This is a genomic window from Solwaraspora sp. WMMD937, from assembly GCF_029581175.1.
In the GTDB taxonomy this organism is placed as follows: domain Bacteria; phylum Actinomycetota; class Actinomycetes; order Mycobacteriales; family Micromonosporaceae; genus Micromonospora_E.
This window is the reverse complement of record NZ_CP120738.1, coordinates 2,803,849-2,824,681: the sequence shown is the minus strand read 5'-3', so window position 1 is coordinate 2,824,681 and position 20,833 is coordinate 2,803,849. Positions and strand designations below refer to the sequence as shown.

The 20,833-nt window shown below is 70.5% G+C and carries 22 protein-coding genes and 1 pseudogene; 12 read left to right on the top strand and 11 right to left on the bottom strand.

Features of this window, described 5'->3' with window-relative positions; genetic code table 11:
- The first annotated feature begins 54 nt into the window (after positions 1–54).
- Positions 55–522, top strand: a complete 468-nt coding sequence (locus tag O7621_RS12365) for a hypothetical protein (protein WP_282234093.1) — start codon at positions 55–57, stop codon at positions 520–522.
- Between the two features lie 28 nt (positions 523–550).
- Positions 551–1,132: a DUF5709 domain-containing protein gene (locus tag O7621_RS12360; RefSeq protein ID WP_282234092.1), complete on the top strand. Its 582-nt coding sequence runs from the start codon at positions 551–553 to the stop codon at positions 1,130–1,132.
- 30 nt (positions 1,133–1,162) lie between these two features.
- Here the strand turns inward: O7621_RS12360 and O7621_RS12355 are convergent, their stop codons facing one another.
- Together O7621_RS12355 and O7621_RS12350 are read right to left on the bottom strand one after the other, a co-directional pair.
- The gene (locus O7621_RS12355) at positions 1,163–1,792 is read right to left on the bottom strand and encodes a response regulator transcription factor (RefSeq protein WP_282234564.1); all 630 of its coding nucleotides are present in this window, start codon (positions 1,790–1,792) and stop codon (positions 1,163–1,165) included.
- A gap of 41 nt (positions 1,793–1,833) precedes the next feature.
- The gene (locus O7621_RS12350) at positions 1,834–3,069 is read right to left on the bottom strand and encodes a DUF5931 domain-containing protein (RefSeq protein ID WP_282234091.1); all 1,236 of its coding nucleotides are present in this window, start codon (positions 3,067–3,069) and stop codon (positions 1,834–1,836) included.
- Between the two features lie 138 nt (positions 3,070–3,207).
- On the opposite strand from O7621_RS12350, the gene O7621_RS12345 reads away from it, so the two are divergent.
- Positions 3,208–3,726, top strand: coding sequence for an ATP-binding protein (locus O7621_RS12345; RefSeq protein WP_282234090.1), 519 nt, complete (start codon positions 3,208–3,210; stop codon positions 3,724–3,726).
- On the opposite strand, the gene O7621_RS12340 is transcribed toward O7621_RS12345, so the two are convergent.
- Positions 3,707–4,645, bottom strand: a complete 939-nt coding sequence (locus O7621_RS12340) for a ribose-phosphate pyrophosphokinase (protein WP_278167274.1) — start codon at positions 4,643–4,645, stop codon at positions 3,707–3,709. The genes O7621_RS12345 and O7621_RS12340 overlap by 20 nt on opposite strands.
- 56 nt (positions 4,646–4,701) lie before the next feature.
- Positions 4,702–5,676 (bottom strand): alpha/beta fold hydrolase, encoded by a 975-nt coding sequence (locus O7621_RS12335; RefSeq protein WP_282234089.1) that lies wholly within the window; start codon positions 5,674–5,676, stop codon positions 4,702–4,704.
- Positions 5,677–5,760: 84 nt separating this feature from the next.
- On the opposite strand from O7621_RS12335, the gene glpK reads away from it, so the two are divergent.
- Complete coding sequence (gene glpK, locus O7621_RS12330) at positions 5,761–7,299, top strand: glycerol kinase GlpK (protein ID WP_282234088.1); 1,539 nt, start codon at positions 5,761–5,763, stop codon at positions 7,297–7,299.
- A 97-nt stretch (positions 7,300–7,396) separates the two neighbouring features.
- Positions 7,397–7,954, top strand: a pseudogene (locus O7621_RS12325) (methyltransferase domain-containing protein); the annotation flags it as partial.
- 140 nt (positions 7,955–8,094) lie between these two features.
- On the opposite strand, the gene aspS reads toward O7621_RS12325, so the two are convergent.
- The 3 genes from aspS to O7621_RS12310 form a co-directional block, all read right to left on the bottom strand.
- Positions 8,095–9,399, bottom strand: a complete 1,305-nt coding sequence (gene aspS / locus O7621_RS12320) for an aspartate--tRNA(Asn) ligase (protein ID WP_282234087.1) — start codon at positions 9,397–9,399, stop codon at positions 8,095–8,097.
- A 267-nt stretch (positions 9,400–9,666) separates the two neighbouring features.
- Complete coding sequence (locus O7621_RS12315) at positions 9,667–9,870, bottom strand: hypothetical protein (protein WP_282234086.1); 204 nt, start codon at positions 9,868–9,870, stop codon at positions 9,667–9,669.
- A 19-nt stretch (positions 9,871–9,889) separates the two neighbouring features.
- Positions 9,890–10,660: a class I SAM-dependent methyltransferase gene (locus O7621_RS12310; RefSeq protein WP_282234085.1), complete on the bottom strand. Its 771-nt coding sequence runs from the start codon at positions 10,658–10,660 to the stop codon at positions 9,890–9,892.
- Between the two features lie 127 nt (positions 10,661–10,787).
- Here O7621_RS12310 and O7621_RS12305 point away from each other — a divergent pair, with 127 nt between their 5' ends.
- Positions 10,788–11,120 (top strand): YnfA family protein, encoded by a 333-nt coding sequence (locus tag O7621_RS12305; RefSeq protein WP_282234084.1) that lies wholly within the window; start codon positions 10,788–10,790, stop codon positions 11,118–11,120.
- Positions 11,121–11,292: 172 nt separating this feature from the next.
- Positions 11,293–12,219, top strand: a complete 927-nt coding sequence (locus O7621_RS12300; RefSeq protein ID WP_282234083.1) for a DUF559 domain-containing protein — start codon at positions 11,293–11,295, stop codon at positions 12,217–12,219.
- Positions 12,220–12,302: 83 nt separating this feature from the next.
- On the opposite strand, the gene O7621_RS12295 is transcribed toward O7621_RS12300, so the two are convergent.
- A complete protein-coding gene (locus O7621_RS12295) occupies positions 12,303–12,548 on the bottom strand; it encodes a DUF397 domain-containing protein (protein WP_282234082.1) in 246 nt (81 codons plus the stop codon).
- Positions 12,526–13,401: a helix-turn-helix transcriptional regulator gene (locus O7621_RS12290; RefSeq protein WP_282234563.1), complete on the bottom strand. Its 876-nt coding sequence runs from the start codon at positions 13,399–13,401 to the stop codon at positions 12,526–12,528. The genes O7621_RS12295 and O7621_RS12290 overlap by 23 nt, the downstream gene beginning before the upstream one ends.
- A gap of 106 nt (positions 13,402–13,507) precedes the next feature.
- Here O7621_RS12290 and O7621_RS12285 point away from each other — a divergent pair, with 106 nt between their 5' ends.
- The gene (locus O7621_RS12285; RefSeq protein ID WP_282234081.1) at positions 13,508–13,873 is read left to right on the top strand and encodes a hypothetical protein; all 366 of its coding nucleotides are present in this window, start codon (positions 13,508–13,510) and stop codon (positions 13,871–13,873) included.
- A gap of 89 nt (positions 13,874–13,962) precedes the next feature.
- Here the strand turns inward: O7621_RS12285 and O7621_RS12280 are convergent, their stop codons facing one another.
- Positions 13,963–14,604, bottom strand: coding sequence for a class I SAM-dependent methyltransferase (locus tag O7621_RS12280; RefSeq protein ID WP_282234080.1), 642 nt, complete (start codon positions 14,602–14,604; stop codon positions 13,963–13,965).
- An 86-nt stretch (positions 14,605–14,690) separates the two neighbouring features.
- Between O7621_RS12280 and O7621_RS12275 the strand changes: the two genes are divergently transcribed.
- Both O7621_RS12275 and O7621_RS12270 read left to right on the top strand, forming a co-directional pair.
- Entirely contained in the window at positions 14,691–15,281 is a 591-nt protein-coding gene (locus O7621_RS12275) for an XRE family transcriptional regulator (RefSeq protein ID WP_282234079.1), read from the top strand.
- A 103-nt stretch (positions 15,282–15,384) separates the two neighbouring features.
- Positions 15,385–16,989, top strand: coding sequence for an MFS transporter (locus O7621_RS12270; RefSeq protein ID WP_282234078.1), 1,605 nt, complete (start codon positions 15,385–15,387; stop codon positions 16,987–16,989).
- 33 nt (positions 16,990–17,022) lie between these two features.
- Here O7621_RS12270 and O7621_RS12265 read toward each other — a convergent pair whose 3' ends face one another.
- Positions 17,023–17,853, bottom strand: coding sequence for a phosphoribosylaminoimidazolesuccinocarboxamide synthase (locus tag O7621_RS12265; RefSeq protein WP_282234077.1), 831 nt, complete (start codon positions 17,851–17,853; stop codon positions 17,023–17,025).
- Positions 17,854–18,248: 395 nt separating this feature from the next.
- Here O7621_RS12265 and O7621_RS12260 point away from each other — a divergent pair, with 395 nt between their 5' ends.
- The gene (locus O7621_RS12260) at positions 18,249–19,502 is read left to right on the top strand and encodes an ABC transporter substrate-binding protein (protein WP_282234076.1); all 1,254 of its coding nucleotides are present in this window, start codon (positions 18,249–18,251) and stop codon (positions 19,500–19,502) included.
- A gap of 125 nt (positions 19,503–19,627) precedes the next feature.
- Complete coding sequence (locus tag O7621_RS12255) at positions 19,628–20,824, top strand: helix-turn-helix transcriptional regulator (protein ID WP_282234075.1); 1,197 nt, start codon at positions 19,628–19,630, stop codon at positions 20,822–20,824.
- Positions 20,825–20,833: the final 9 nt, after the last annotated feature.

Genomic DNA, 20,833 nt, shown 5'->3' with positions numbered 1-20,833 from the left:
ACCCGACTGAACAGCCATCGATCCGGCGGACCATGCACAGGACGGAGACCGACAGTGGTACGGCGCGACAGTTCGACCGGCCCGGCCCGGCTCGCCCTGCTGCTGGCTGGGGTGGCGGTCGGCTACCTGCTCGGCAGGCGGACCAGGTCCGGTGGAACCGACGTCACGACGGGGCCGGCCGTGGACCAGCCGACGGCCGGCGCCGCGGTGGACCCGCCGACGACGCACCCGGCGGCCACCGGACCGGTACGGGTACGGCCAGCGGTGGCGCCGGCCGGCCAACGGCCCGGGACCGACCTCGGATACCACCCGGGACGCCCGGCGGACGAGGAATTCGCCGCCGACGTGGTAAGCGGATCATCGGCGACCACCGCCTCGCACCCGTACCAGGTGCCGGCCGGTCGGACCACGGCGACGCCGGCAGCGCCGGTCGGCGACCCGGTCGTGCCGACCGGCGCGGACGGTGACGAAAGGCCGCCGCCGGAGCGACGCCGCCCCGACCCGCCCCGACCGGGTGTGTGACCGCCACCGACCCGGGTAATGGGACGGCATGCGTACAGACGACTTCCCCCGGCCGGTTTCCGACCCGGAGTCCGAAGGGATCCCGCAGACCGCGGACGACGACTCGACCGCGTACGACGACGTGGCCAGCGGCCGCGAGGCCGACGGTCCGGACCCGGAGAGCATCCCGGGCGACGTGCCGGTGGCGGTGGACCACTTCGGCAACACCGCCCAGGAGCAGCTCGACGGGGAGTCGTTGGACTACAAGCTCGCCCGGGAGGCGCTGGGCAGGCCGGTGGACGATCCACTCAGCGGGCCGGTCGACCAGGCGCTCGGCGACGAGGCCAACAGCGAACAGGCCGCCGCCCAGGCGCAACGCGACGCCGACGTGCTCGACCCCGGCCCGTACTCGGATCCGGACTCACCGGTCTCGCTCTACGACCACGGCCGGCTCGGTGGGGCGGACAACGGGATGGTGGGACGGCTGGTGGAAGCCGACGAGGGGGCGCACACCGACGAGGAACCGGACTCGGTGGCGGCCGACGCCGGGGCCGCCGGTGGTGGGGCCAGTGCCGAGGAGCTGGCGGTGCACGAGACCGAGGCCCCCGAGGACCGCCCGATCGACCGTTGACAGCAGCTTCGCGACCGGCCGGTCAGTCGGTCAGTCGTCGAGGCCCTGTTCGATCGCGTACCGGGTGAGTTCCACCCGGTTGTGCAGTTGCAGCTTGCCCAGGGTGTTCTGCACGTGGTTCTGCACCGTCCGGTGGGACAGCCCCAGCCGGCCGGCGATCTGCTTGTACGACAGCCCTTTGGCGACCAGCCGCAGCACCTCGGTCTCCCGGTCGGTGAGCCGGGGTTCGTCCCCGGCGGGTCGCGCGGTAGCGGCCAGCCGGCGGTACTCGCCGAGCACCAGTCCGGCCAGTCCCGGCGTGAAGACGGCCTCCCCGGTCGCGGTCCGCCGGACCGCGTCGAGGAACTCCCCCGGGCCGGCCGACTTCAGCAGGTAGCCGGTCGCGCCGGCCTTGACCGCGTCGAGCACGCTCTGCTGTTCTCCGCTGGCCGACAGCATCAGCACTCGTACGCCGGGCTGCTCGGCCAGCATGCCGCGGATCACCTCCACCCCGCAGATGTCGGGCAACTGCAGATCCAGCACCACCACCTGAGGTCGGGCCGCCGCGCAGATCCGCACGGCCTGGCGCCCCTCCCCGGTGGTGGCGACCACCTCGTGGCCGGCCTCGGTCAGATCCCGGGCCACCCCTTCCCGCCACATCGGATGGTCGTCGACCACCATCACCCGGATCGGCTCCCCCGCGTCCGCTGGCGCACCTGCCGTCACCCGTACTCCTCCACCGTCGTGTCCGGGCTCGGCACCCGCAGCTCGATCTCGGTGCCCGCGCCGGGCTCCGAGACGATCCGTACCGTGCCGCCGATCTCGGCGACGCGCCCCTCGATCGACTGGCTCACCCCGAGTCGACCCTGCGCGGCCGCCTCCGCCAGCCGACCGGGTCGGATGCCGCACCCGTCGTCCCGGATCGACACGGTAACCGCGTCCGGCTCCTCTTCGACCAGCACCCACACCCGCGCCTGCGGACCGCCGTGGCGCACCGCGTTGTCGACCGCGGCACCGAGCGCCGCGCCGAGCTCGGCGGCGAGCCGACCGGGCAGCAGCACCGGGTCGGCCGGGGTGGCGACCGAGACCCGTGACGACACGTACCCGTTGACCACCGACCGCAGGTCGACCGGACCGGCGACGAGCGCCACCGGCGGGTCGGCCGCTGTCCGCCCGTCCGCCGCCGTCGCGGCGGGCCTGTCCGACGGTACGGTGACCCGGCTGGTGACCAGCGCCCGCAACGCGGCCTCCTGCTCCCCGGCGAGCCGGGCCAGCTCACCGGCCTCGCCGTCGAGGTCGGCCCCGCGCCGGGCGACCATCGCCAGCACCTGCAGCACCGAGTCGTGGATGTCGCGGGCCAGCCGTTCCCGCTCCCGCGTCGCGGCGGCCAGCTCCCGGGTCGCCGCCTCCAGCTCGACCGCCCGCTGCAACCGGTCCTCGGCCGCGCCGATCAAGCGGGCCACGTGCCCGACGGCGATGCCGGCCAGCAGCATCAGCACACCGGGTGTGACCGACGACTCGTTGAGCCGGTCCCGTACCGCAAGGTCGGCGGCGGTCAGCACCAGGGCAGCGGTCACCCCGAGCCGCCGGCCGCCGGCGACCGCCCAGGCCAGCACCGGACCGGCGAGCCAGGCGACCGCGATGGTCGGCACCCCGTCGGCCAACGCGGGCCGCCCGATGATCCATGGGCTGACCAGCAGCGGGACCAACGCGACGAACAGGTCGACGGCAAGCAGCGGCCAGCGACGCAGGTGGGGCCGGGCGTACGCCCAGCTGGCGGCGACCGTCCAGGCGATCATGCCGAGCAGGACCGGGACGGCGACAAGCGGATGGGCGTAGTCGGCTGCGTTGCGCACGTACAGCACCAGCACGTAGCCGAGGGCGGTGAACCGGAACACCGCGAGGGCCCGCCACAACGGGACGATCAGGGTGCCCACCGGGGCGGGGCTCTGCCGCACCCGCCGACGATGGCACACAGCCGGGCGGCCGGCGAGGGCTGGGCGGCCGGACACGCCCGGACCGATGTGCATTTCCCCACAGGTCAACGTAGGGTGAGAAAGCCGCGAAAGCACTGACGATCAGCAGCCGGATGGGCCATGACCGACGCAGATCCCCCGTCATCGCGTACGGTCGTGCCTATCGACCCGATGGATCTGCTCAGCGAGGCCTTCGACCGGTCGCAGGTCACTGACCTGCGACACCATGTCGCATCGTGCGCCAGCTCCGCCGGGATGAGCGGTCAGCGGCTCGATGACTTCGTGCTGGCCGTCAACGAGCTGATCACCAACGCGGTTCGGCACGGCGGCGGCCAGGGCTGGTTGCGGATGTGGCGTGACGCACAGTCGATGTACTGCGAGGTCGCCGACAACGGGCAGGGCATCGGGTCCGACCGGCTGCGCAACCGGGACCGCCCAGCGCCGAACACGGCGGGCGGCTGGGGGCTGTGGCTGACCGAGCGGTTGACCGACACCATGGCGGTCGCCACCGGCACGGAGGGCACCACGGTACGGATCAGCCTCAGGTTGTCCGACCCCGCAGCGTCCGGGGCCGGGATGTCCGAGTCGGCGGCGTCCGGTGCCGAGGTGGACGATCCGGTCAGCCGAACAGGGCGCTGACCGACTCGCCGTTGTGAATTCGGCGCATCGCCTCGGCCAGCGCCGGCGCGACGGAGAGCACCTGCAGCTTCGGCACCCGCTTGGCGGCCGGAATCGGCACCGTGTTCGTGCAGACGATCTCCAGCACGCCATCCTGGTCGCTGAGTCGGTCCAGCGCACCGCTGGAGAACAGCCCGTGGGTGCAGGCGATGCGGATCGACCGGACCTTGAGCTCCCGCAGGTGGTCGATCAGCTCGATCACCGTGCTGCCTTTGGCGATCTCGTCGTCGAGGACGATCACGTCGCGGTCGACGACGTCGCCGATCACCGCGCTGATCTGCACCCGGTCGTCGCTGAACCGCTGCTTGGCCCCGGCCGCGACCGGCAGACCGAGCATCCGGGCGAAGGCGGCGGCTTCCTTGGCGTTACCCAGATCCGGTGAGACGACCACGGTGTCGGTCAGATCGTGGTCGTGGAAGTGCGCGGCGAGCTCACGCAGCGCGTGCAGGTGGTCGACGGGGACACTGAAGAAGCCGTGCACCTGCGGGGAGTGCAGCGTCATCGCGAGCACCCGGTCGGCGCCGGCGGAGACCAGCAGGTCGGCGACGAGTCGGGCACCGATCGAGATCCGTGGGGCGTCCTTCTTGTCCGACCGGGCGTAGGCGTAGTGCGGCAGCACCACGGTGATCCGCCCGGCTGAGGCGCCTCGGGCGGCGTCGAGCATCAGCAGCAGCTCCACCAGGTGCTCCTGCACCGGCGGTACCAGCGGCTGGATCAGGAAGACGTCCCGTTCGCGGCAGTTCGCCTGCAGCTGCACCTCCAGGCAGTCGTTGGCGAACCGGGACACCCGCACCGGGTGCAGCGGTACGTCGAGGTGGGTGCAGATCTCCGCAGCCAGCTCGGGGTGGGCGCTACCACTGAACACTGCGATGTCACGCACCAGGTGATGGTAGGTCAGCCCCGGACGGGCGCAGCCGGCGAGACCCTCGGCCGGGCTCAGCCGAGCTGCTTGCGCACGAACTCGATCGACAGCTGGTCGAAGTGAGCCCGGCCACCCTCGTGCCCGTCCCACTCGTACACCTCGATCTCCTTCGGGCCGGCGTACGCGTGGTAAGCGGCGAAGACCGTCGACGGCGGGCAGGTCTGGTCCATCAGCGCCGCGCTGAACAGCGCCGGGGCGGTGGCCCACGGCACCAGGTGCGCGGCATCGACGTAGTCGACGGTGGCGAACGCCGCCGCAGCCCGCTCCGGCTGGATCCGGCAGAACCGGACCAGCTCGTTGTACGGGTCGGCGTCGGTGATCGTGACGGCGCGGCGGATCTGGCACAGGAACGGCACCCGGGACACCACCGCGCCGACCCGGTCACCGGCGAGCGCGGCGGCGGCCAGCGCCAACCCGCCGCCCTGGCTGGTCCCGACCACGGCGATCCGGGACCGGTCGACACCGGGCAGCTCGGGGGCGATCTCCACCGCTCGGGCCGCGTCGGTGATCAGCCGGCGGTAGTAGTAGCCGGCCGGGTCCAGCACACCCCGGGTCAGGTAGCCCGGCGTGGTCGGCCCGGACCCGTCCGGCCCGGCGTCCGGGGTGTCCCCGCCGCGCCACGACCCGCCCTGGCCACGGGTGTCCATCACCAGGTGGGCGAAGCCGGCCGAGGCCCACAGCAGCCACTCGTGCGGCCGGCCGCGGCCGCCGCCGTACCCGATGAACTCGACGACGACCGGCAGCGGCCCGGCGGCGCCCGACGGCACATTGAGCCAGCCCTTGATCTCCTGGCCGGCGAAGCCGGTGAAGCTGACGTCGTACGTGTCGATCATGCGCAGCGCGGTTTCCACCGGGGTCGCCACCGGCGGCACCGCCATCGACCGGGCATCGGACAGCGTCTCGTCCCAGAACTCGCGCAGATCCGCCGGAGGTGACAGCTCAGGCTGGTAGCGCCGCAGCTGATCGAGGGGTAGATCGAACCAGGCCATGGCGGCACGCTACCAGCGCCGGCCGACCCGACGGGGACCGATGTCTGCGGCCATGCCGGCCCTGGCTACGGCCATACTGGCCCGATGACGGAGCAGACCAGCGTGGCCACCGCCGGACGGTACGTCGCCGCCATCGACCAGGGCACCACCTCGTCGCGGTGCATCGTCTTCGATGCGGACGGCGCGATCGTCGCCATGGCGCAGCGGGAGCACCGGCAGATCTTCCCCCGGCCAGGCTGGGTCGAGCACGACGCCGAGGAGATCTGGGCCAACGTCGAGCAGGTGGTCCGGCAGGCACTGGCCGATGCCGGCGTTGGTGCCGGCGCTGGTGCCGGCCAGTTGGCCGCGATCGGCATCACCAACCAGCGGGAGACCACCGTGGTGTGGGACCGGGCCAAGGGCCGCCCGGTGCACCACGCGATCGTCTGGCAGGACACCCGCACCGGGCCGCAGCTGCAGCGGCTCGGCGCGGCCGTCGGCGAGCAGCGGCTGCGGGAACGCACCGGGCTGCCACTGGCCACGTACTTCGCCGGGCCGAAGGCGATGTGGCTGCTGGAACACGTCGACGGCCTGCGTGAGCGGGCCGAACGCGGCGAGGTGCTGTTCGGCACGATCGAGTCCTGGCTGATCTGGAAGCTCACCGGCCGGCACGTCACCGACGTCACCAACGCCAGCCGTACCCTGCTGATGGACGTGCGCACGCTGCGCTGGGACGACGAGATCTTGTCCACGGCGGGCATCCCGGTCGCGATGCTGCCGGAGATCGTTCCGTCGGCCTCGGTCTACGGTACGGCGGACGCCGACGTGGCCGGCGGGGCGCTGGCCGGCGTGCCGGTCGCCAGCGCGCTCGGTGACCAGCAGGCGGCGCTGTTCGGGCAGACCTGCTTCCAGCCCGGCGAGGCGAAATGCACCTACGGCACCGGCAGCTTCCTGCTGCTCAACACCGGTACGAGTGCGGTCACCTCGCGACACGGGCTGCTGACCACGGTGGCCTACCAGATCGGTGACGCCCCGGCGCACTACGCGCTCGAAGGTGCGATCGCGGTGACCGGCTCGCTGGTGCAGTGGCTGCGCGACAATCTGGGGCTGATCTCCAGCGCGGCGCAGATCGAGGAACTGGCCCGCAGCGTCGACGACAACGGCGGCTGCTACATCGTGCCGGCGTTCTCCGGACTGTTCGCCCCGCACTGGCGGGCCGACGCCCGGGGCGTGGTCGCCGGGCTGACCGGGTACATCACCAAGGGACACCTGGCCAGGGCCGTGCTGGAAGCGTCGGCGTGGCAGACCCGGGAGGTGGTCGACGCGATGAACGCAGACTCCGACGTGGCGCTGCGCCGGCTGCGGGTCGACGGCGGGATGACCGCCAACGGGCTGCTGATGCAGTTCCTCGCCGACGTGCTCGACGTGCCGGTGGTCCGCCCGGCGGTCAGCGAGACCACCTGCCTGGGGGCGGCGTACGCGGCCGGGCTGGCGGTCGGCTTCTGGCCGGACCTGGACACGCTGCGCGCCCAGTGGCGGGCCGACGCGCACTGGCGGCCGGCGATGTCGTCGGCGCACCGGGACCGGGAGTACGCCCAGTGGCGCAAGGCCGTCAGCCGCACCCTCGACTGGGTCGACGACTGACGACCAGCCGAAACGCCGTTCAGCTTTCGGAGATCTACGTAGCGTCATCTCTTCGGGGCGGTCTACTCGTCGGGTTTGATGCCACAGGTGCATCTTGATGCACCTGTGGCATCAAACCCGCGAAGGCACCTTGAGTTCCCGTAGCCGGCAACCGGGCGCGGCTGAACAGTTCGCATTGGACGGCGCACGGCGGGATGCTGTCCGGATGCCCGCCCGCACCGCGTACGACGACGAGCTCGGCGACCACTTCGCCCGACACGCCGACACCAGCCCGTACAACGCCTACATCGACCGGCCGGCGATGCTGGCCCTCGCCGGGGACATCGCCGGGAACGTCGCCAGGCAGCGGATCCTTGATGTCGGCTGCGGGGCCGGGCACTACGCGGCGGAGCTGCTGTCGCGCGGTGCCGAGGTCGTCGGGATCGACGGCAGCGCGACGCTGCTGGCGCACGCCCAGCGCAGGTTGGGCGACCGGGCCGACCTGCACCGGCACGACGCCGAGGATCCGCTCGACTTCATCGACGACGCGTCGTTCGACGGGGTGGTGTGCGCGTTGATGCTGCACCACGTCGCCAACCGACGACAGTTGCTCGGCGAGCTACGACGGGTGCTGCGGCCGGGCGGGTGGCTGCTGGTCTCCACGACCCATCCGACCGCCGACTGGCGGCACTTCGGCGGCTCGTACTTCGCCGACGACTGGGTGGACCTCCCGCTGTCCGGCTCCGGCGACCCTGACCGGCCTGATGTCGTCCGGTGCCCCGCTGGTCACGGGACACCGGACGACACCGTCGAGGGTCAGGGGGTGAGGCGGTGCAGGTCGCGCGGGAAGAGGGTGACCTGCCGGATGTTCGGTACGCCGAGCAGCCGGGCCACGAACCGCTCCAACCCGAACGCGAAGCCGCCGTGCGGCGGCATGCCGTACCGCATCGCGTCCAGGTAACCGGCGTACGGGGTGAGGTCGGTCTCGCCCCGCTCGGCGAGCGCGTCGACGTAGTCGCCGTACCGGTGCAGCCGCTGCCCGCCGCTGACCAGCTCCACACCCCGGAAGATCAGGTCGATGGCCCGGGAATGGCCGGGCCGGGCCGGGTCCGGGTGGGTGTAGAACGCCCGGTGCCGGGTCGGATAGCCCTCGACGAAGACGAAGTCGCTGCCGTGCTCGCGCAGCGCCCACTCCCCCAGCCAGCGTTCGTGCTCCGGGGCCAGGTCCGGCTCGCCGGTGACGTCCCGGCCGGTCGCCGCGCTGATCATGTTGAGAGCGTCGACGAAGTGCACGATCACCGGGTCGGCCGGCAGCGCCGGCAGCCGTACGTCGAGCAGTTCCAGCGCCGGCCCGGCGTGTTCGGCGACCGCCGTCAGCATCCCGGCGACGGTGGCGTGGCAGGCGGCGATCACGTCCCGGTGGTCGTCGACGAAGCCGAGTTCGGCGTCGAGCGACGTGTACGCCGCCAGGTGCCGGGCGGTGTCGCTCGGCTCGGCCCGGAACACCGGACCGACCTCGAAGACCCGTTCGAAGACACCGACCATGATCTGCTTGTAGAGCTGCGGTGACTGGGCCAGATAGGCCCGCCGACCGAAGTAGTCGAGGGCGAAGACGTTCGCGCCGCTCTCGGTCGCCGTACCGACGATCTTCGGGGTGTGGATCTCGACAAAACCCATCGTCGTGAGTGTTTTTCGGAAGCCGGCGACGGCGGCGGCCGCGATCCGGTGCGTGGCGGCCAGCTTCGGGTGCCGCAGCGCGACCGGCGCGTGGTCCAGGATCGTCGGCAGGGTGGCCCGCAGGTCCGGCCGATACAGATCGAACGGTACGGGTGCCGCCGGGTCGGTCAGCGGCGTGATCGTCGGGCCGGTGACCTCGACGCCGCCGGGGGCGGCCGGCTGGGCGGTCGCGGTGCCGGTGACGGCGACCGTGGTCTCCTCCGGCAGTCGTTCGAGCTGCGCCCGTACCGCCGGGTCGGTGACGACGACCTGGGCGAGCCCGGCGGCGTCGCGCAGGATCAGGAACGCGACGGATTTCAGCATTCGCCGCCGGTGAATCCAGCCAGCCAGCCGTACGGGCTTTTCGACGAAGTCGGGAAGAGCAGCGGAAAGGATGCGTTGCATGGTGATGACCTCCTCCGGTGTGCGCAACGCGTCCCCAGAGAGGTGTGGGCGAGCGGGATCCTCGCGGTGCCACCACACCTTCACCGCGCCACCGCGTGGTATACGCGTGGCGCGGCCTTCGCTTACCCGTGACGTGGGCGAGTCGGCGGGAGTCTACTGAGCCCGGACGGGCCGTTCTTTCCCGCAGCTCAGGAGGGTCTTCACGGCTGGGCCGGAGTCCGCCCTCTCAGCTGTGGGCGGCTCTCTGTCACTCCGGTGGCGCAACCGCTACTCGGCTCCGTCATCGCTGTTGCCTGTCGACGTTAGCGGTAGGGCGTCGCCGTCCGCATCCAGATTCCGACCGCCATCGGCGAGAGTCTGGTGGTCGTCGGCTTCGTCCTGCTCGATGAGGTCGACGTCGAGCCGGTCGAGTAGATCACGAAGGGATTCCAGCAGCTCGGCACGCCGATCGGAATCGGCGTCAGCGGCCACCTCACCGACGATGTTCCCGCTATCTTTCATCGGTCTCGCTCCCCGGGCCAGTCGATGGCATGCGCCAGACGGAGACGTGTTTCTCGCTGTCGGAGGTGAACGGCGAGCCGTCCCAGTCCGCTACCCGCCGCTCCAGCTCCAGGCCGGCGAGCCGGGCCATCAGGTCGCACTCGGCCGGCCAGATGTAGCGGAAGTTGCTGGCACCGTACCTGGCGCTGCCGTCGTCGCGCCGGCGGTAGTGGTGCGAGGTGCCCTGCTGAGTGACCATGTCGTAGGTGTCGAAGCCGACATGCCGATCCGTCACCTCGAACGGCACCGCCGACTGCCCCGGTGGGAACCGCCGGATACCCGGCACCCACAGCTCGACGACGAACCGCCCACCCGGCGAGAGGTGCCGGGCGGCGTTGCGGAAGCACTCCACCTGCTCGTCCTGCGTACGCAGGTTGCCGATGCTGTTGCACACGACGTACACCAGGGAAAACCGCCCCGGAACCGTCGCCGTCGCCATGTCGCCGACGACGACCGGCAGGTCGTCTGCCAGCGGAACCTTGCGGCGCAGCTGGTTCACCATGTGCTGCGACAACTCGATCCCGCTCACCGCAATGCCCCTCGCGGACAGCGGGATCGCTACCCGGCCGGTGCCGATCGCGAACTCCAGCGCGGGGCCGGTGCCGGCCAGCTGCGCCAGAAACTCCACTGTCGGCGTAAGCACGTGTGGGGCGAACATCTCTGCCGAGGTGCGGTCGTACCCCTGTGCTGCCTGCTCACCCCACAGGTGCGGAGTGGTCACACCGTCGAGGTGAGGCTGACGCACGTCATTTCGCGATTTGAGGTGTGTCAGCCTCACCTCGATGCGGCGGACGACAGCGGTGCGGCGCGCCCCAGGTGCCGGCGAAGGTCTGGGTAGGGTCAGCGCCGTGACCGTCGCGCGATCCCTCGTCCTGTTCGTCCTCGCCGCGCTGGCCGAGATCGGTGGGGCGTGGCTGATCTGGCAGGGCTGGCGGGAGCACCGCGGCCTGCTGTGGATCGCCGCCGGGGTGATGGCGCTCGGGCTGTACGGGTTCGCGGCGTCGTTGCAGCCGGACCCGCACTTCGGCCGGATCCTCGCCGCCTACGGTGGGGTCTTCGTCGCCGGTTCACTCGCCTGGGGCGTCGTCGTGGACAAGTTCCGCCCGGACCGCTGGGACATCACCGGCGCGGCGATCTGCCTGATCGGCGTCGCCGTCATCATGTACGCCCCACGCGGCTGAACTACGAAGGCCACGCTGCCGGCAGTGCTCCTGTACCCGGCGGGTGCGTCTGGAGCCGGCGATGGTTTCTCTTGCGGGTGGTTTTTCTTGCGATGGTTTTTCTTGCGTCGGATGCGCGACTGGACCGGCGTACCGGGCAGAAACGACGGCGACGACCCGGCAAGCTCGTCCGATGTCCCGCCCCGCCACGGTGCCCCGCGAGTTGAGCTTCGAGCCGTTCTCCGGCAGCCGCGCCATCGCCGCCGGCCTGATCACCCGACGGATGCTCAACGGCCCGCACTGGCGCCGCATCCTGCCCGACGTCTACGTGCACGAAGGTTCGTACCGACCCGAGGACCACCGGATGTGGTGTGTAGCCGCCGCCGCACGACTGCCGCCCGGCGCGGCGATCCACGAGCTCAGCGCGGCCTTTCTCTGGGGGATTGATCTTCTGCCGCTACGCGGCCCGAGACAGACGGTGGTGCCGGTGCACGTCGCGCTGCCGAAGACCGCCCGACCTGATCCGCACCCCAGGATCAGGTACGCATCCCGGACGCTCACCCCGGACGACATCACCTCCTTGAGTGGGCTCCCCTTGACCACTGAAGTCCGTACCGCGTTCGATCTGGGCCGATCATTGCCGCGTGCCGCTGCGCTCGGCGCCCTCGACGCGTTCCTCCACCGCCGCCTTGTCACACGCAACAGCCTTGCCGCATACATCGACACCCGCTCCGGGCTGCGCGGCCTGCTACAGGTCAGGGATCTTCTTGCTCTCGCGGAACCGTTGAGCGAATCACCGATGGAGAGCCGGCTCCGTTTGCTGCTGCACGACGCCGGCCTGCCGGAACCCACTCCGCAGTACAGGGTAAAGGCTCCTTCTGCGGGCAAGGGGCGGTTCGTCGCACGGGTCGACCTGGCGTACCCGCAGTGGCGGATCGCCATCGAGTACGAAGGCGACCATCACCGGGAGCGGGCCGCGTTCCGCAAGGACGTGTACCGCTTCAACGCGCTGCGGGAAGCTGGCTGGATCGCGCTCCGCTTCACGGCCGACGACGTACTCCGACGAAAAGAACAAGTCGCCCAAAAGGTACGGCGCGCGATCGCCGAACGCGCCACCTGACCACATCGCGCCCGTCGAGGTGAGGCTGGCGCACCTCATTTCGCGATTTGACGTGCGTCAGCCTCACCTCGGCACGGAGCACGTCAGGCCGAGGCGGGGCCGCCGCGCCGGAGGGCGGTCACGAAGCCGGTCCAGGAGTCGCCGGAGAAGGACAGCACCGGGCCGTACGGATCCTTCGAGTCCCGCACCGCGACGCCAAGCGCACCAGAGACACCCTGGTCAGTGAACCCAACCACCCCGGGAAGCCCAGCCACCTCGACGCAGTTGGAGTTTGAACCGCTCCGACTCGACTTGCGCCACGTCCCGTCAGGCAGTTCGGCTGCGTCCATCCTCGCCTCGCTCACGCTCGTGTTCTCCCGCGAGCCGGGCCACCAAGTCGATCGACTCGGCAGGGCTCAGCGCCACCGTGAGCAGCCTATCCAGTTCCTCGCGAAAGAATCTCACCTGCTCGGGCTCCTCCAGGAACAATCCGGAGATCTTGTGCTCAAGGTGCACAACCGTCCGATTACGGGGGAAGTCCAAGATGGCGAATGCTCCGTCCAGACCCGTGTAGCCGCCAACCGACGACGGCACGACCTGCAGGGTGACGTTCGGGCGGTCGGCGGCGTCGACAAGGTGCCGTAGTTGCCGGCCCATCACCCATGGACCACCGAGCGGCCGACGCAGCGCCGACTCGTCCAGGATGGCATGCAGCGCCGGGGGTTCGGACCTCGCCAGGATGGCTTGGCGCCCAAGCCGAGCGGTAACTCTGGTCTGCGCGTCGGCCTCCGGAACGCCGCAGCCTTGCAAGACTGCCCTGGTGTAGTCCGGGGTCTGGAGCAGCCCCGGCACGAGCAGTGGCTCGAAGTCGACGATCGCCGACGCCTCGGCCTCCAACTGGATCAACGTCCGGGACTCGACCGGGAGACCGCCCAGCACCTCCCACCAGCCGGGCTCGGAACGCTCCGACATGGCGAGCAGCCGCTGCCGTTCCTCACCGGTGACACCGTAGATGACCAGTAGGGACGCGACGTCCTCCAGCTTGCTGCCCTGCCGACCGGTCTCCATCCTGGACAACTTTGACGCCGGCCAGCCAAGTCTCGCCGCCACCCCACGGACACTCAGCTTCCTACCTTGCCTCAGCGCGCGTAGTTCGCCAGCGAGGCCGCGGATGGCAATTGTGGGCGGCGTCGGCTTGGTCATCGAAATCCTCCTGTCCCAACCCTCTTGACACGAGCCTAACCCTGTAGCCATGTTGTACGCAACGTTGCTCGTCAGCAAGCCACAGCATGAATGAGGTGAGCCAGTGATGTTGGTGAAGGTGCGGGCGTACGACCCGGCGGACAGCCCGGGACCGATCCCGTCGGTGATCGACCGCTTCCGGCCCGGCCCGGACCTGCCCGAACAGCTCAGCGAGGCGGAGCACACGGCAGCCCGCTACACGGTGATCCTGGTGCCGCCGGAGGAAGCGGAGGTCCTCGACCTCGGCCGGGAGAACCCAGGGCTCAAGCTCTACCTGGACCACCACTGGGAGGCGGACGTGTCCGACCTCGACGAGGCGGCGACGCTGATCTCCGAGCACTGCGGCAAGCCGGTCACGCTGGTCGAGCACCGGGCCGACCTCTGCTACTGGACGGCGTACGTGGAGCTGCCCTACGCCGACGGCGGAAGCTGACGCGCCAGTTGGCAGGCGAAGTGCGTACTGACGAACGACTGCCGGGCTGGCCGTGATCGGCCAGCCCGGCAACGTACAGCCTGGCTATTTCAGGGTGACGACGTGCGGTGGGCGCGGACGACGAGGTCGTGGATTGTCAGCTGCTTCGACTCGTGGTGCACCTCGCGGCTCCGGGACTCCGCAACCACCACCTCCCACTGTGCATCGGGCAGCGAGCCGACGACGGCGTCGAGGCCGATCGACGCGGCCTGCGGGGCGTGCGCCGCCGAGTGGGTGTCGGCGTGGTCGTGGCCGACGATCAGCAGTGTGCCGGCGGGGGCGACGGCTGCGGCCAGCCGTGCCACGAACTGGTCGAACGGCAGGTCGGGGTGCACGTACTGACTGGTCACCAGGTCGTAGCGCTGCGCCGGCTCCCAGCTGGTCAGGTCGGCGGTGAGCCAGGTGATGCGTTGCGCGACGGCCGGTTCCTGCTGCGCGGCGAGCTTCTCGGCGCGGTCGACCGCAGTGGACGAGGCGTCGACGGCGGTCACCTGCCAGCCTCGGCTGGCGAGCCAGACCGCGTCGGCGCCGGTGCCGCAGCCCGCGTCGAGCGCCGTACCCGGGGGCAGGTCCGCCACCTCGGCGACCAGTTGTGGTCCTGGCGAGACGTGTCCCGTCGGGTGTGCCTGATAGTGCTGCTCCCACCAGTGCGCGCTGAACGCGGGATGCTCGGCGTGGGTGTCGTTGCTCATGTCTCGACGGTAATGAGCCTCCCGTAAACCGGAAGGGCTCTTACGGTTTACGCAAGATTCCGGTCGGCAGCGCCTACCATGGTGGCGTGTCAGAGGTCGATCTTTCCGAGGTGGTCCGGCAGCGCATCCGTGGTCTGCGGCAGGCGCGCGGCTGGAGCCTCGACTCACTCGCCGCCCGGTGCCACCTCAGTCCGTCCACGGTGAGCCGCATCGAGACCGGCCACCGCCGGATCGACCTGGACCAGCTTGTCGCCCTGGCCAGGGCGCTGGACACCACGATCGATCAGCTCGTCGAGCCGGTCGACGACGCCGATGTGATCATCCGGCCGATAAGCCACCAGGAGCCGGGCCTGGCCACCTGGATGCTGTCGCGCAACTCAGGGCAGCACGGCGGCAGCATGGTGGCGAAGATGCGGATCACCCCGGAGCGGCGTACCGGTCCTGGGCATCTGAGCGTGCACCCGGGGCGGGAGTGGTTCTTCGTGCTCAGCGGCACCGCGCTGCTGCACCTCGGTGACCGGCAGATTCCGGTCGGCCCGGGGAACGCGGCGGAGTTCTCCACGATGATCCCGCACTCGATCGGCGCGGTGAACGGTCCGGTCGAGATCCTCACCATCTTCGACCAGGACGGCGAGCGGGCGCACGCCCAGTCGTCCAGCGATGCACCGAACGACTGAACGAGAAACACCGTCGACGGGTGTGCCGATTGGCGACCCGGCAAGTCTTGCCATTATCGCAAACATCGGTGCGGATAGCGCAAGGCGGGGCTAGCTTTCCCGCATGACCTCTCCAAGCCTGTCTCCGCAGGTGTCGGCCGGGACGGAAGCCGCTGCGGCCGATTCCGACCCGACGATCCACGATCCACGCCGACGCCGCGCCATCCTCGTCGCGGTCTGCATCGCGCTGATGGCGGTGATCTCGTCCGTCACCGGGCTGGGCGTCGCCCAGCAGGAGTTCGCCGTCGCGTTCGGCGCCTCGCAGAGCACCGTCCTGTGGATCATCAACATCTACACGATCACCCTGGCCGCGCTGCTGCTGCCGCTCGGCGCGGTCGGCGACCGGTGGGGGCGCAAACCCGTACTGCTCGCCGGCCTGGCCGTCTTCGGCGCGGCCAGCGCCGCAGCCGGCCTCGCCGCCTCGACCGAAACCATGCTCACCGCGCGGCTGCTCAGCGGCGTCGGCGCGGCGATGATCATGCCTATCACGCTGGCCGTGATCACCTCGACCTTCCCGGATCAGGAACGGTCCCGGGCGATCGGGGTGTGGACCGGCGTCGCCGGCGGCGGTGGTCTGCTCGGCATGTACCTGTCGGCGCTGCTGGTCGACGTGGCGGACTGGCGCTGGCTGTTCGCCCTCCCGGTCGCGCTCGTCGTCGTGGCCGCCGGCCTGACCATCCGGTACGTCCCGAACTCCCGCGAGGAGTCGGGCCACCCGTTCGACACCGTCGGTTCGCTGTCGTCGGTGCTGGCCGCCGTCGGGCTGATCTTCGTCCTGCATGAGGGGCCGGAACACGGCTGGACCGCGCCCGCCACGCTGCTGGGTCTGCTCGTCGGCGTCGCCGGTGCCGCTGTCTTCGTCGCCTGGGAGCTGCGCCGACGTACGCCGCTGCTCGACGTCCGGCTGTTCCGTGACCGGGGCCTGTTCAGCGGTTCGGTGGCGCTGCTCGCGGTGTTCGGCGTGCAGGCCGGCATCTTCGTGGTGCTCTTCCCGTACTTCCAGGCGGTCCTCGGCTGGTCCGGGCTGCGTTCCACGCTGGCGATGATGCCGATTGCCCTGCTGATGATGGTCGCCTCGGGTCTCGCCCCACGGGTGGCCGCGCTGGTCGGTGCCCGCGCCACCATGGCGGCCGGAATCGGTCTCGCCAGCGCGGGCCTGGCCCTGATGGCCAGCTTCGTCTCCGTCGACGGCGGCTACCTGTCGGTGCTGCCCGGCATGCTCCCCATGGGACTCGGCATGGGCCTGTCGATGACTCCTTCCACCGAGGCGATCACCAGCGCCCTACCCCGCGCCCGCCAAGGCACCGCGTCCGCGCTCAACGACGTCACGCGGGAGTTCGGTGCCGCGCTCGGCGTGGCGCTGCTCGGGGCTATCGTGTCCGCCGGATACCGCACCGCCGTCGGCACCCGGCTCGACGAGCTGCCCGTCGATGCGCCCGACGCCGCCCGGGAGGGCATCGCCACCGCCCTGGCCGCCGCCGACCACACCGGCCCGTACGCCGACGAGCTGGTCCGGGCCGCGCAGGAGTCGTTCGTCGACGGCTGGCAGCAGGCGATGTGGGTGGGCGTAGCGGTGCTGGTGCTCCTGTTCGGCTACGTGCTCGCCCGGGGTCCGCAGCGTCGGCCACGAGCCGAGCAGCCGGAACCGACTACGGACCAGGTCATGTGATCGAGGGCACGGCCCGCACCTGGTGAGTGGGGCTCACCAGGTACGGCCGGTGATCCGTTCGTAGACCTCGACGTAGCGGGCCCGGGTCATCTCGACGATGTCGGCCGGCACCTGCGGGGCGGGCGGGCGCTTGTCCCAGCCGGTGCCGGCGGCCCAGTCCCGCACGTACTGCTTGTCGAAGGAGAACTGGGGGCGGCCCGGCTGGTACGCGTCGGCCGGCCAGAAGCGGGAGGAGTCGCTGGTCAGCACCTCGTCGGCGAGGACCAGGGTGCCGTCCGGCGCCCAACCGAGCTCGAGCTTGGTGTCGGCGACGATCAGGCCGCGCTCCGCGGCCAGTGCCGCGCCCCGCCGGTAGACGTCCAGGGTGATCTGCCGCAACCGCTGCGCGGTCTGCTCGCCGACCTGCGTGACCACATCGGCGTACGTGATGAACTCGTCGTGCTCCCCGACGGGGGCCTTGGTGGTCGGGGTGAAGATCGGCTCGGGCAGTTTGGAGGCCTCGACCAGGCCGGCGGGCAGCGCGACGCCGGAGACCGAGCCCGACTTCTCGTACTCCTTCAAGCCCAGGCCGGTGAGGTAGCCGCGGGCGATGCACTCGACAGGCACCATGTCCAGACGGCGGCAGCGGATGGCCCGGCCGGCGAACTCGGCCGGTAGGTCGGTGGCGGAGACGACATGGTTAGGCACCAGGTCGGCGAGCTGCTCGAACCACCACAGCGACAGCGCGGTGAGCAGCTTGCCCTTGTCCGGGATCGGGGTGGGCAGCACCACGTCGTAGACGCTGATCCGGTCGGAGGCGACCAGGATCAGGTCGTTGCCGTCGGCGTACACGTCCCTGACCTTGCCCGAGTGCAGCAGCTCCACGTCGGCAAGTACATCACGACGGCGGCCGGCGAAGGCGGGTGCCCGTCCGCCCCGGGCTGGCGGGCGGACGGGCTGGCCAGGTTGGGGGCTCGATCCTGGCCGGCCGCCGGTTCGTCGGCGTTACCCGGGCCGACGAAGCGACGCGTACTGGCCCTGAAAGATCTTCAGGAAAACGCTTTCCAGTGAGACGAACGCTACGCGATCAGCCCGCACACCGTCAATGCATCGACGGAGGAGGCGTCACGAACAGCCGGACGGCCCGTTGACACCCGACCTGGTCGCTTGTGTAAATGATCGGGCCGCAGACCGGCCAGCCCAGCCCTGATCAGGAGAAACCCGTGTCATCATCCGCCGTATCGACACGCGGAGCCGTTACCCGAACACTCACTGTCCTGATGGCGGTCGCCATCGGACTCGGCGCCTGCGCCACCGACGACACCGGCGAGCCGACCGAGGACGGGCCGGTCGAACTCTCCGTCTTCTGGTGGGGCGCGGAGCGCCGGGCCGAGCTGACCCAGCAGGCGCTCGACGTCTACGCCGCCCGCAATCCGGGGATCACCTTCAGAGTGACCTGGCAGGGCTACAGCGGCTACTACGACAAGCTGGCCACCCAGGCCGCCGCCGGCAACACGCCGGACCTGTTCCAGATCGACGACAACTACCTGACCGAGTACGCCGAACGTGACGTCGTGCTCGACCTCACCCCCTACGTCGACAGCGGCGAGCTCGACCTTTCCGGCTTCCCCAACAGCCTGGTCCAGTACGGACAGGTCGGCGGGCGGACGGTGGCGGTCGCCGCCGCCGCGAACACCCCGGCGATGGTGTACAACAAGACGCTGCTGGCCGAGCTCGGTGTCGACGAACCGACGATCGGGATGACCTACCCGGAGCTGATCGACTGGGCCAGCCAGATCACCGCGCTCACCGACGGCGAGGTGGCCGGCACGATGGACCCGTCGGCCGACTACAAGGCGCTCTGGCTCTGGCTACGTAGCAACGAACTCGAGCTGTACCGGGGACGGCAACTGGGCTTCGAGGTCGACGACCTCAAAGCCTGGTTCGAGCTGTGGCAACAGGCCCGCGACGCGGACGCCACCCCGAGCGTCGAGCTGATCAGGGCGGCGAACAACGGCAACGCCACCCAGCAACTCGTCGTCACCGGTGACGCGGCGACGTCGTTCATGTGGTCCAATCAGCTGGCTGAGCTGCAGAAGCACACCACCGCCGACCTCGGCGTGGTCGCCTATCCAGGCGACCCGCAGGGCCAGTGGGCGCGGGCGTCGATGTACTGGGCGGGATTCCGGGGCACCCGGCACCAGCAGGAAGTGGTGGACCTGATCGATTTCCTGGTCAACGACCCGCAGGCTGGCCGCATCCTCGGCACCGAGCGCGGCCTCAGCTCCAACCTGAAAGTCCGCGAGACGGTGCAGGCGACGCTCGCCGACGAGAAGATGCAGGCGTCGGTCGCGTTCGAGCAGCAGATGTCCGATCTGTTCGGTCCGGCACCGGTGCCCCCGCCGCCCGGCCACACCACGGTCCGGACACTGCTGGTCACGGCGGCGGAGAGCGTACAGATCGGCGCGGCGACCCCTCGGCAGGCGGCCGAGGAGTTCGTCGCACAGGCCAACGCGGTGTTGGCGAACGACTGACCGGGCCACGAAGGGTGAGGTCGGCCGACCACCTGGGTCACCAACAGGCGGGACAGGCGTAACAAACAGTTACATCGGTCGACGTCACGCCGTTTCGACCGTACCGTCAGCATGGGAGGTCCCCCATGCCGGAGGATTACATCGGCCTGCGGGTCGCGCGGTGGCGTGACATCGCCGGCATGACGCAGCAACAACTCGCCGCCGAGATCGGGGTAAGCCGCGAGTACGTTTCCATGATCGAGAACGGCAAGCGCGCGGTGACCAAGAGGTCCATGCTCATCGCGCTCGCCACCGCGCTCGGGGTCTCTACGATGGACCTCACCGCGCAGCCGTACCTGCCCCGGTCCCGCAACGACCTGGCGCTCTACGCCGCCGTACCGGCGATCCGCAAGGCGATGGACGACGATGAGCCGGCTGCGGCCCGCCCGGCCACGCTGCTCGCCGCCGAGGCCGACCGGGCGATGCGGGCCCGGATGGCCTGCGACAACCCGACCCTCGGCATCCTGCTACCCCGGTTGATCGCCGAGATCCGCTCCACAGCCAACGCCGACGAAGACCCGGTCGCACTGCGGATCGCGGTGCAGGCCCTGGTCACCGGTTCGCTGGCGCTCAAACCACAGGGCCACGTCGACCTGGCGATGCGGCTCGCCGAGCGCGCCGTCCGGGCGGCGCAGCTCGCCGACGATCCGGCCTGCGTCGCCGCCGCCGACTACGCGCTGGCCCAGGCGGTCCTGGCCACCGGGCTGCGGAAGCGATCCTGGACGTTGGCCTGCGACGCCGCCGAACGAATGCAACTTCACACGGGTACGGACGAAGGCCGCGCCTGGTACGGCATGCTGCACCTGCACGCCGCGCTGTCCGCCGCCAGCCTCAGTCAGCACGACGTCGCCGAAACGCACGTCGCCGAGGCCGCCGACGTCGCCCGGCGTACCGCAGGTGATCCGTGGCGGATGGAGTTCACCTCGGCGAACGTCGCGGTGTGGCGGGTCGGGGTGGTGCTGGAGAACGGCGAGCCGGGCCGCGCCCCGGAACTCGCCCGCAAAGTGGACCAGAGCGCGCTGCGGACCCCGCAGCGCCGGGCCAGGTTGCACATGGACGCCGGGCGCGGGTTCCACGCCGCCAAGCGCAACGAAGAGGCGGTACGGGCGTTCCTGCGGGCCGAGGCGATCGCCCCGCACGAGACCCGCAGCCGGGCCACCGTCCGGGAGATCATCGCGCACATCGTGCGGGACTCGTCGCCCCGTAGCGGCTCCGACGAGCTGCGGCAACTCGCGGTACGGATGGGAATCGATCCACTCTCGCCAGAGGATCATTCGACGTAACCGCTCGTT

Excerpts from the sequence above, each read along its gene's own strand:
- O7621_RS12335 (WP_282234089.1), bottom strand. The coding sequence starts at position 5,676 with ATGGCCTGGTTCGATCTACCCCTCGATCAGCTGCGGCGCTACCAGCCT.
- O7621_RS12295 (WP_282234082.1), bottom strand. The coding sequence starts at position 12,548 with ATGGACGCAGCCGAACTGCCTGACGGGACGTGGCGCAAGTCGAGTCGG.
- O7621_RS12285 (WP_282234081.1), top strand. The coding sequence starts at position 13,508 with ATGTTGGTGAAGGTGCGGGCGTACGACCCGGCGGACAGCCCGGGACCG.
- glpK (WP_282234088.1), top strand. The coding sequence starts at position 5,761 with ATGACGGAGCAGACCAGCGTGGCCACCGCCGGACGGTACGTCGCCGCC.
- O7621_RS12280 (WP_282234080.1), bottom strand. The coding sequence starts at position 14,604 with ATGAGCAACGACACCCACGCCGAGCATCCCGCGTTCAGCGCGCACTGG.
- O7621_RS12290 (WP_282234563.1), bottom strand. The coding sequence starts at position 13,401 with ATGACCAAGCCGACGCCGCCCACAATTGCCATCCGCGGCCTCGCTGGC.
- O7621_RS12360 (WP_282234092.1), top strand. The coding sequence starts at position 551 with ATGCGTACAGACGACTTCCCCCGGCCGGTTTCCGACCCGGAGTCCGAA.
- O7621_RS12345 (WP_282234090.1), top strand. The coding sequence starts at position 3,208 with ATGACCGACGCAGATCCCCCGTCATCGCGTACGGTCGTGCCTATCGAC.
- O7621_RS12270 (WP_282234078.1), top strand. The coding sequence starts at position 15,385 with ATGACCTCTCCAAGCCTGTCTCCGCAGGTGTCGGCCGGGACGGAAGCC.
- aspS (WP_282234087.1), bottom strand. The coding sequence starts at position 9,399 with ATGCAACGCATCCTTTCCGCTGCTCTTCCCGACTTCGTCGAAAAGCCC.
- O7621_RS12260 (WP_282234076.1), top strand. The coding sequence starts at position 18,249 with ATGGCGGTCGCCATCGGACTCGGCGCCTGCGCCACCGACGACACCGGC.
- O7621_RS12255 (WP_282234075.1), top strand. The coding sequence starts at position 19,628 with ATGCCGGAGGATTACATCGGCCTGCGGGTCGCGCGGTGGCGTGACATC.
- O7621_RS12300 (WP_282234083.1), top strand. The coding sequence starts at position 11,293 with ATGTCCCGCCCCGCCACGGTGCCCCGCGAGTTGAGCTTCGAGCCGTTC.
- O7621_RS12355 (WP_282234564.1), bottom strand. The coding sequence starts at position 1,792 with ATGGTGGTCGACGACCATCCGATGTGGCGGGAAGGGGTGGCCCGGGAT.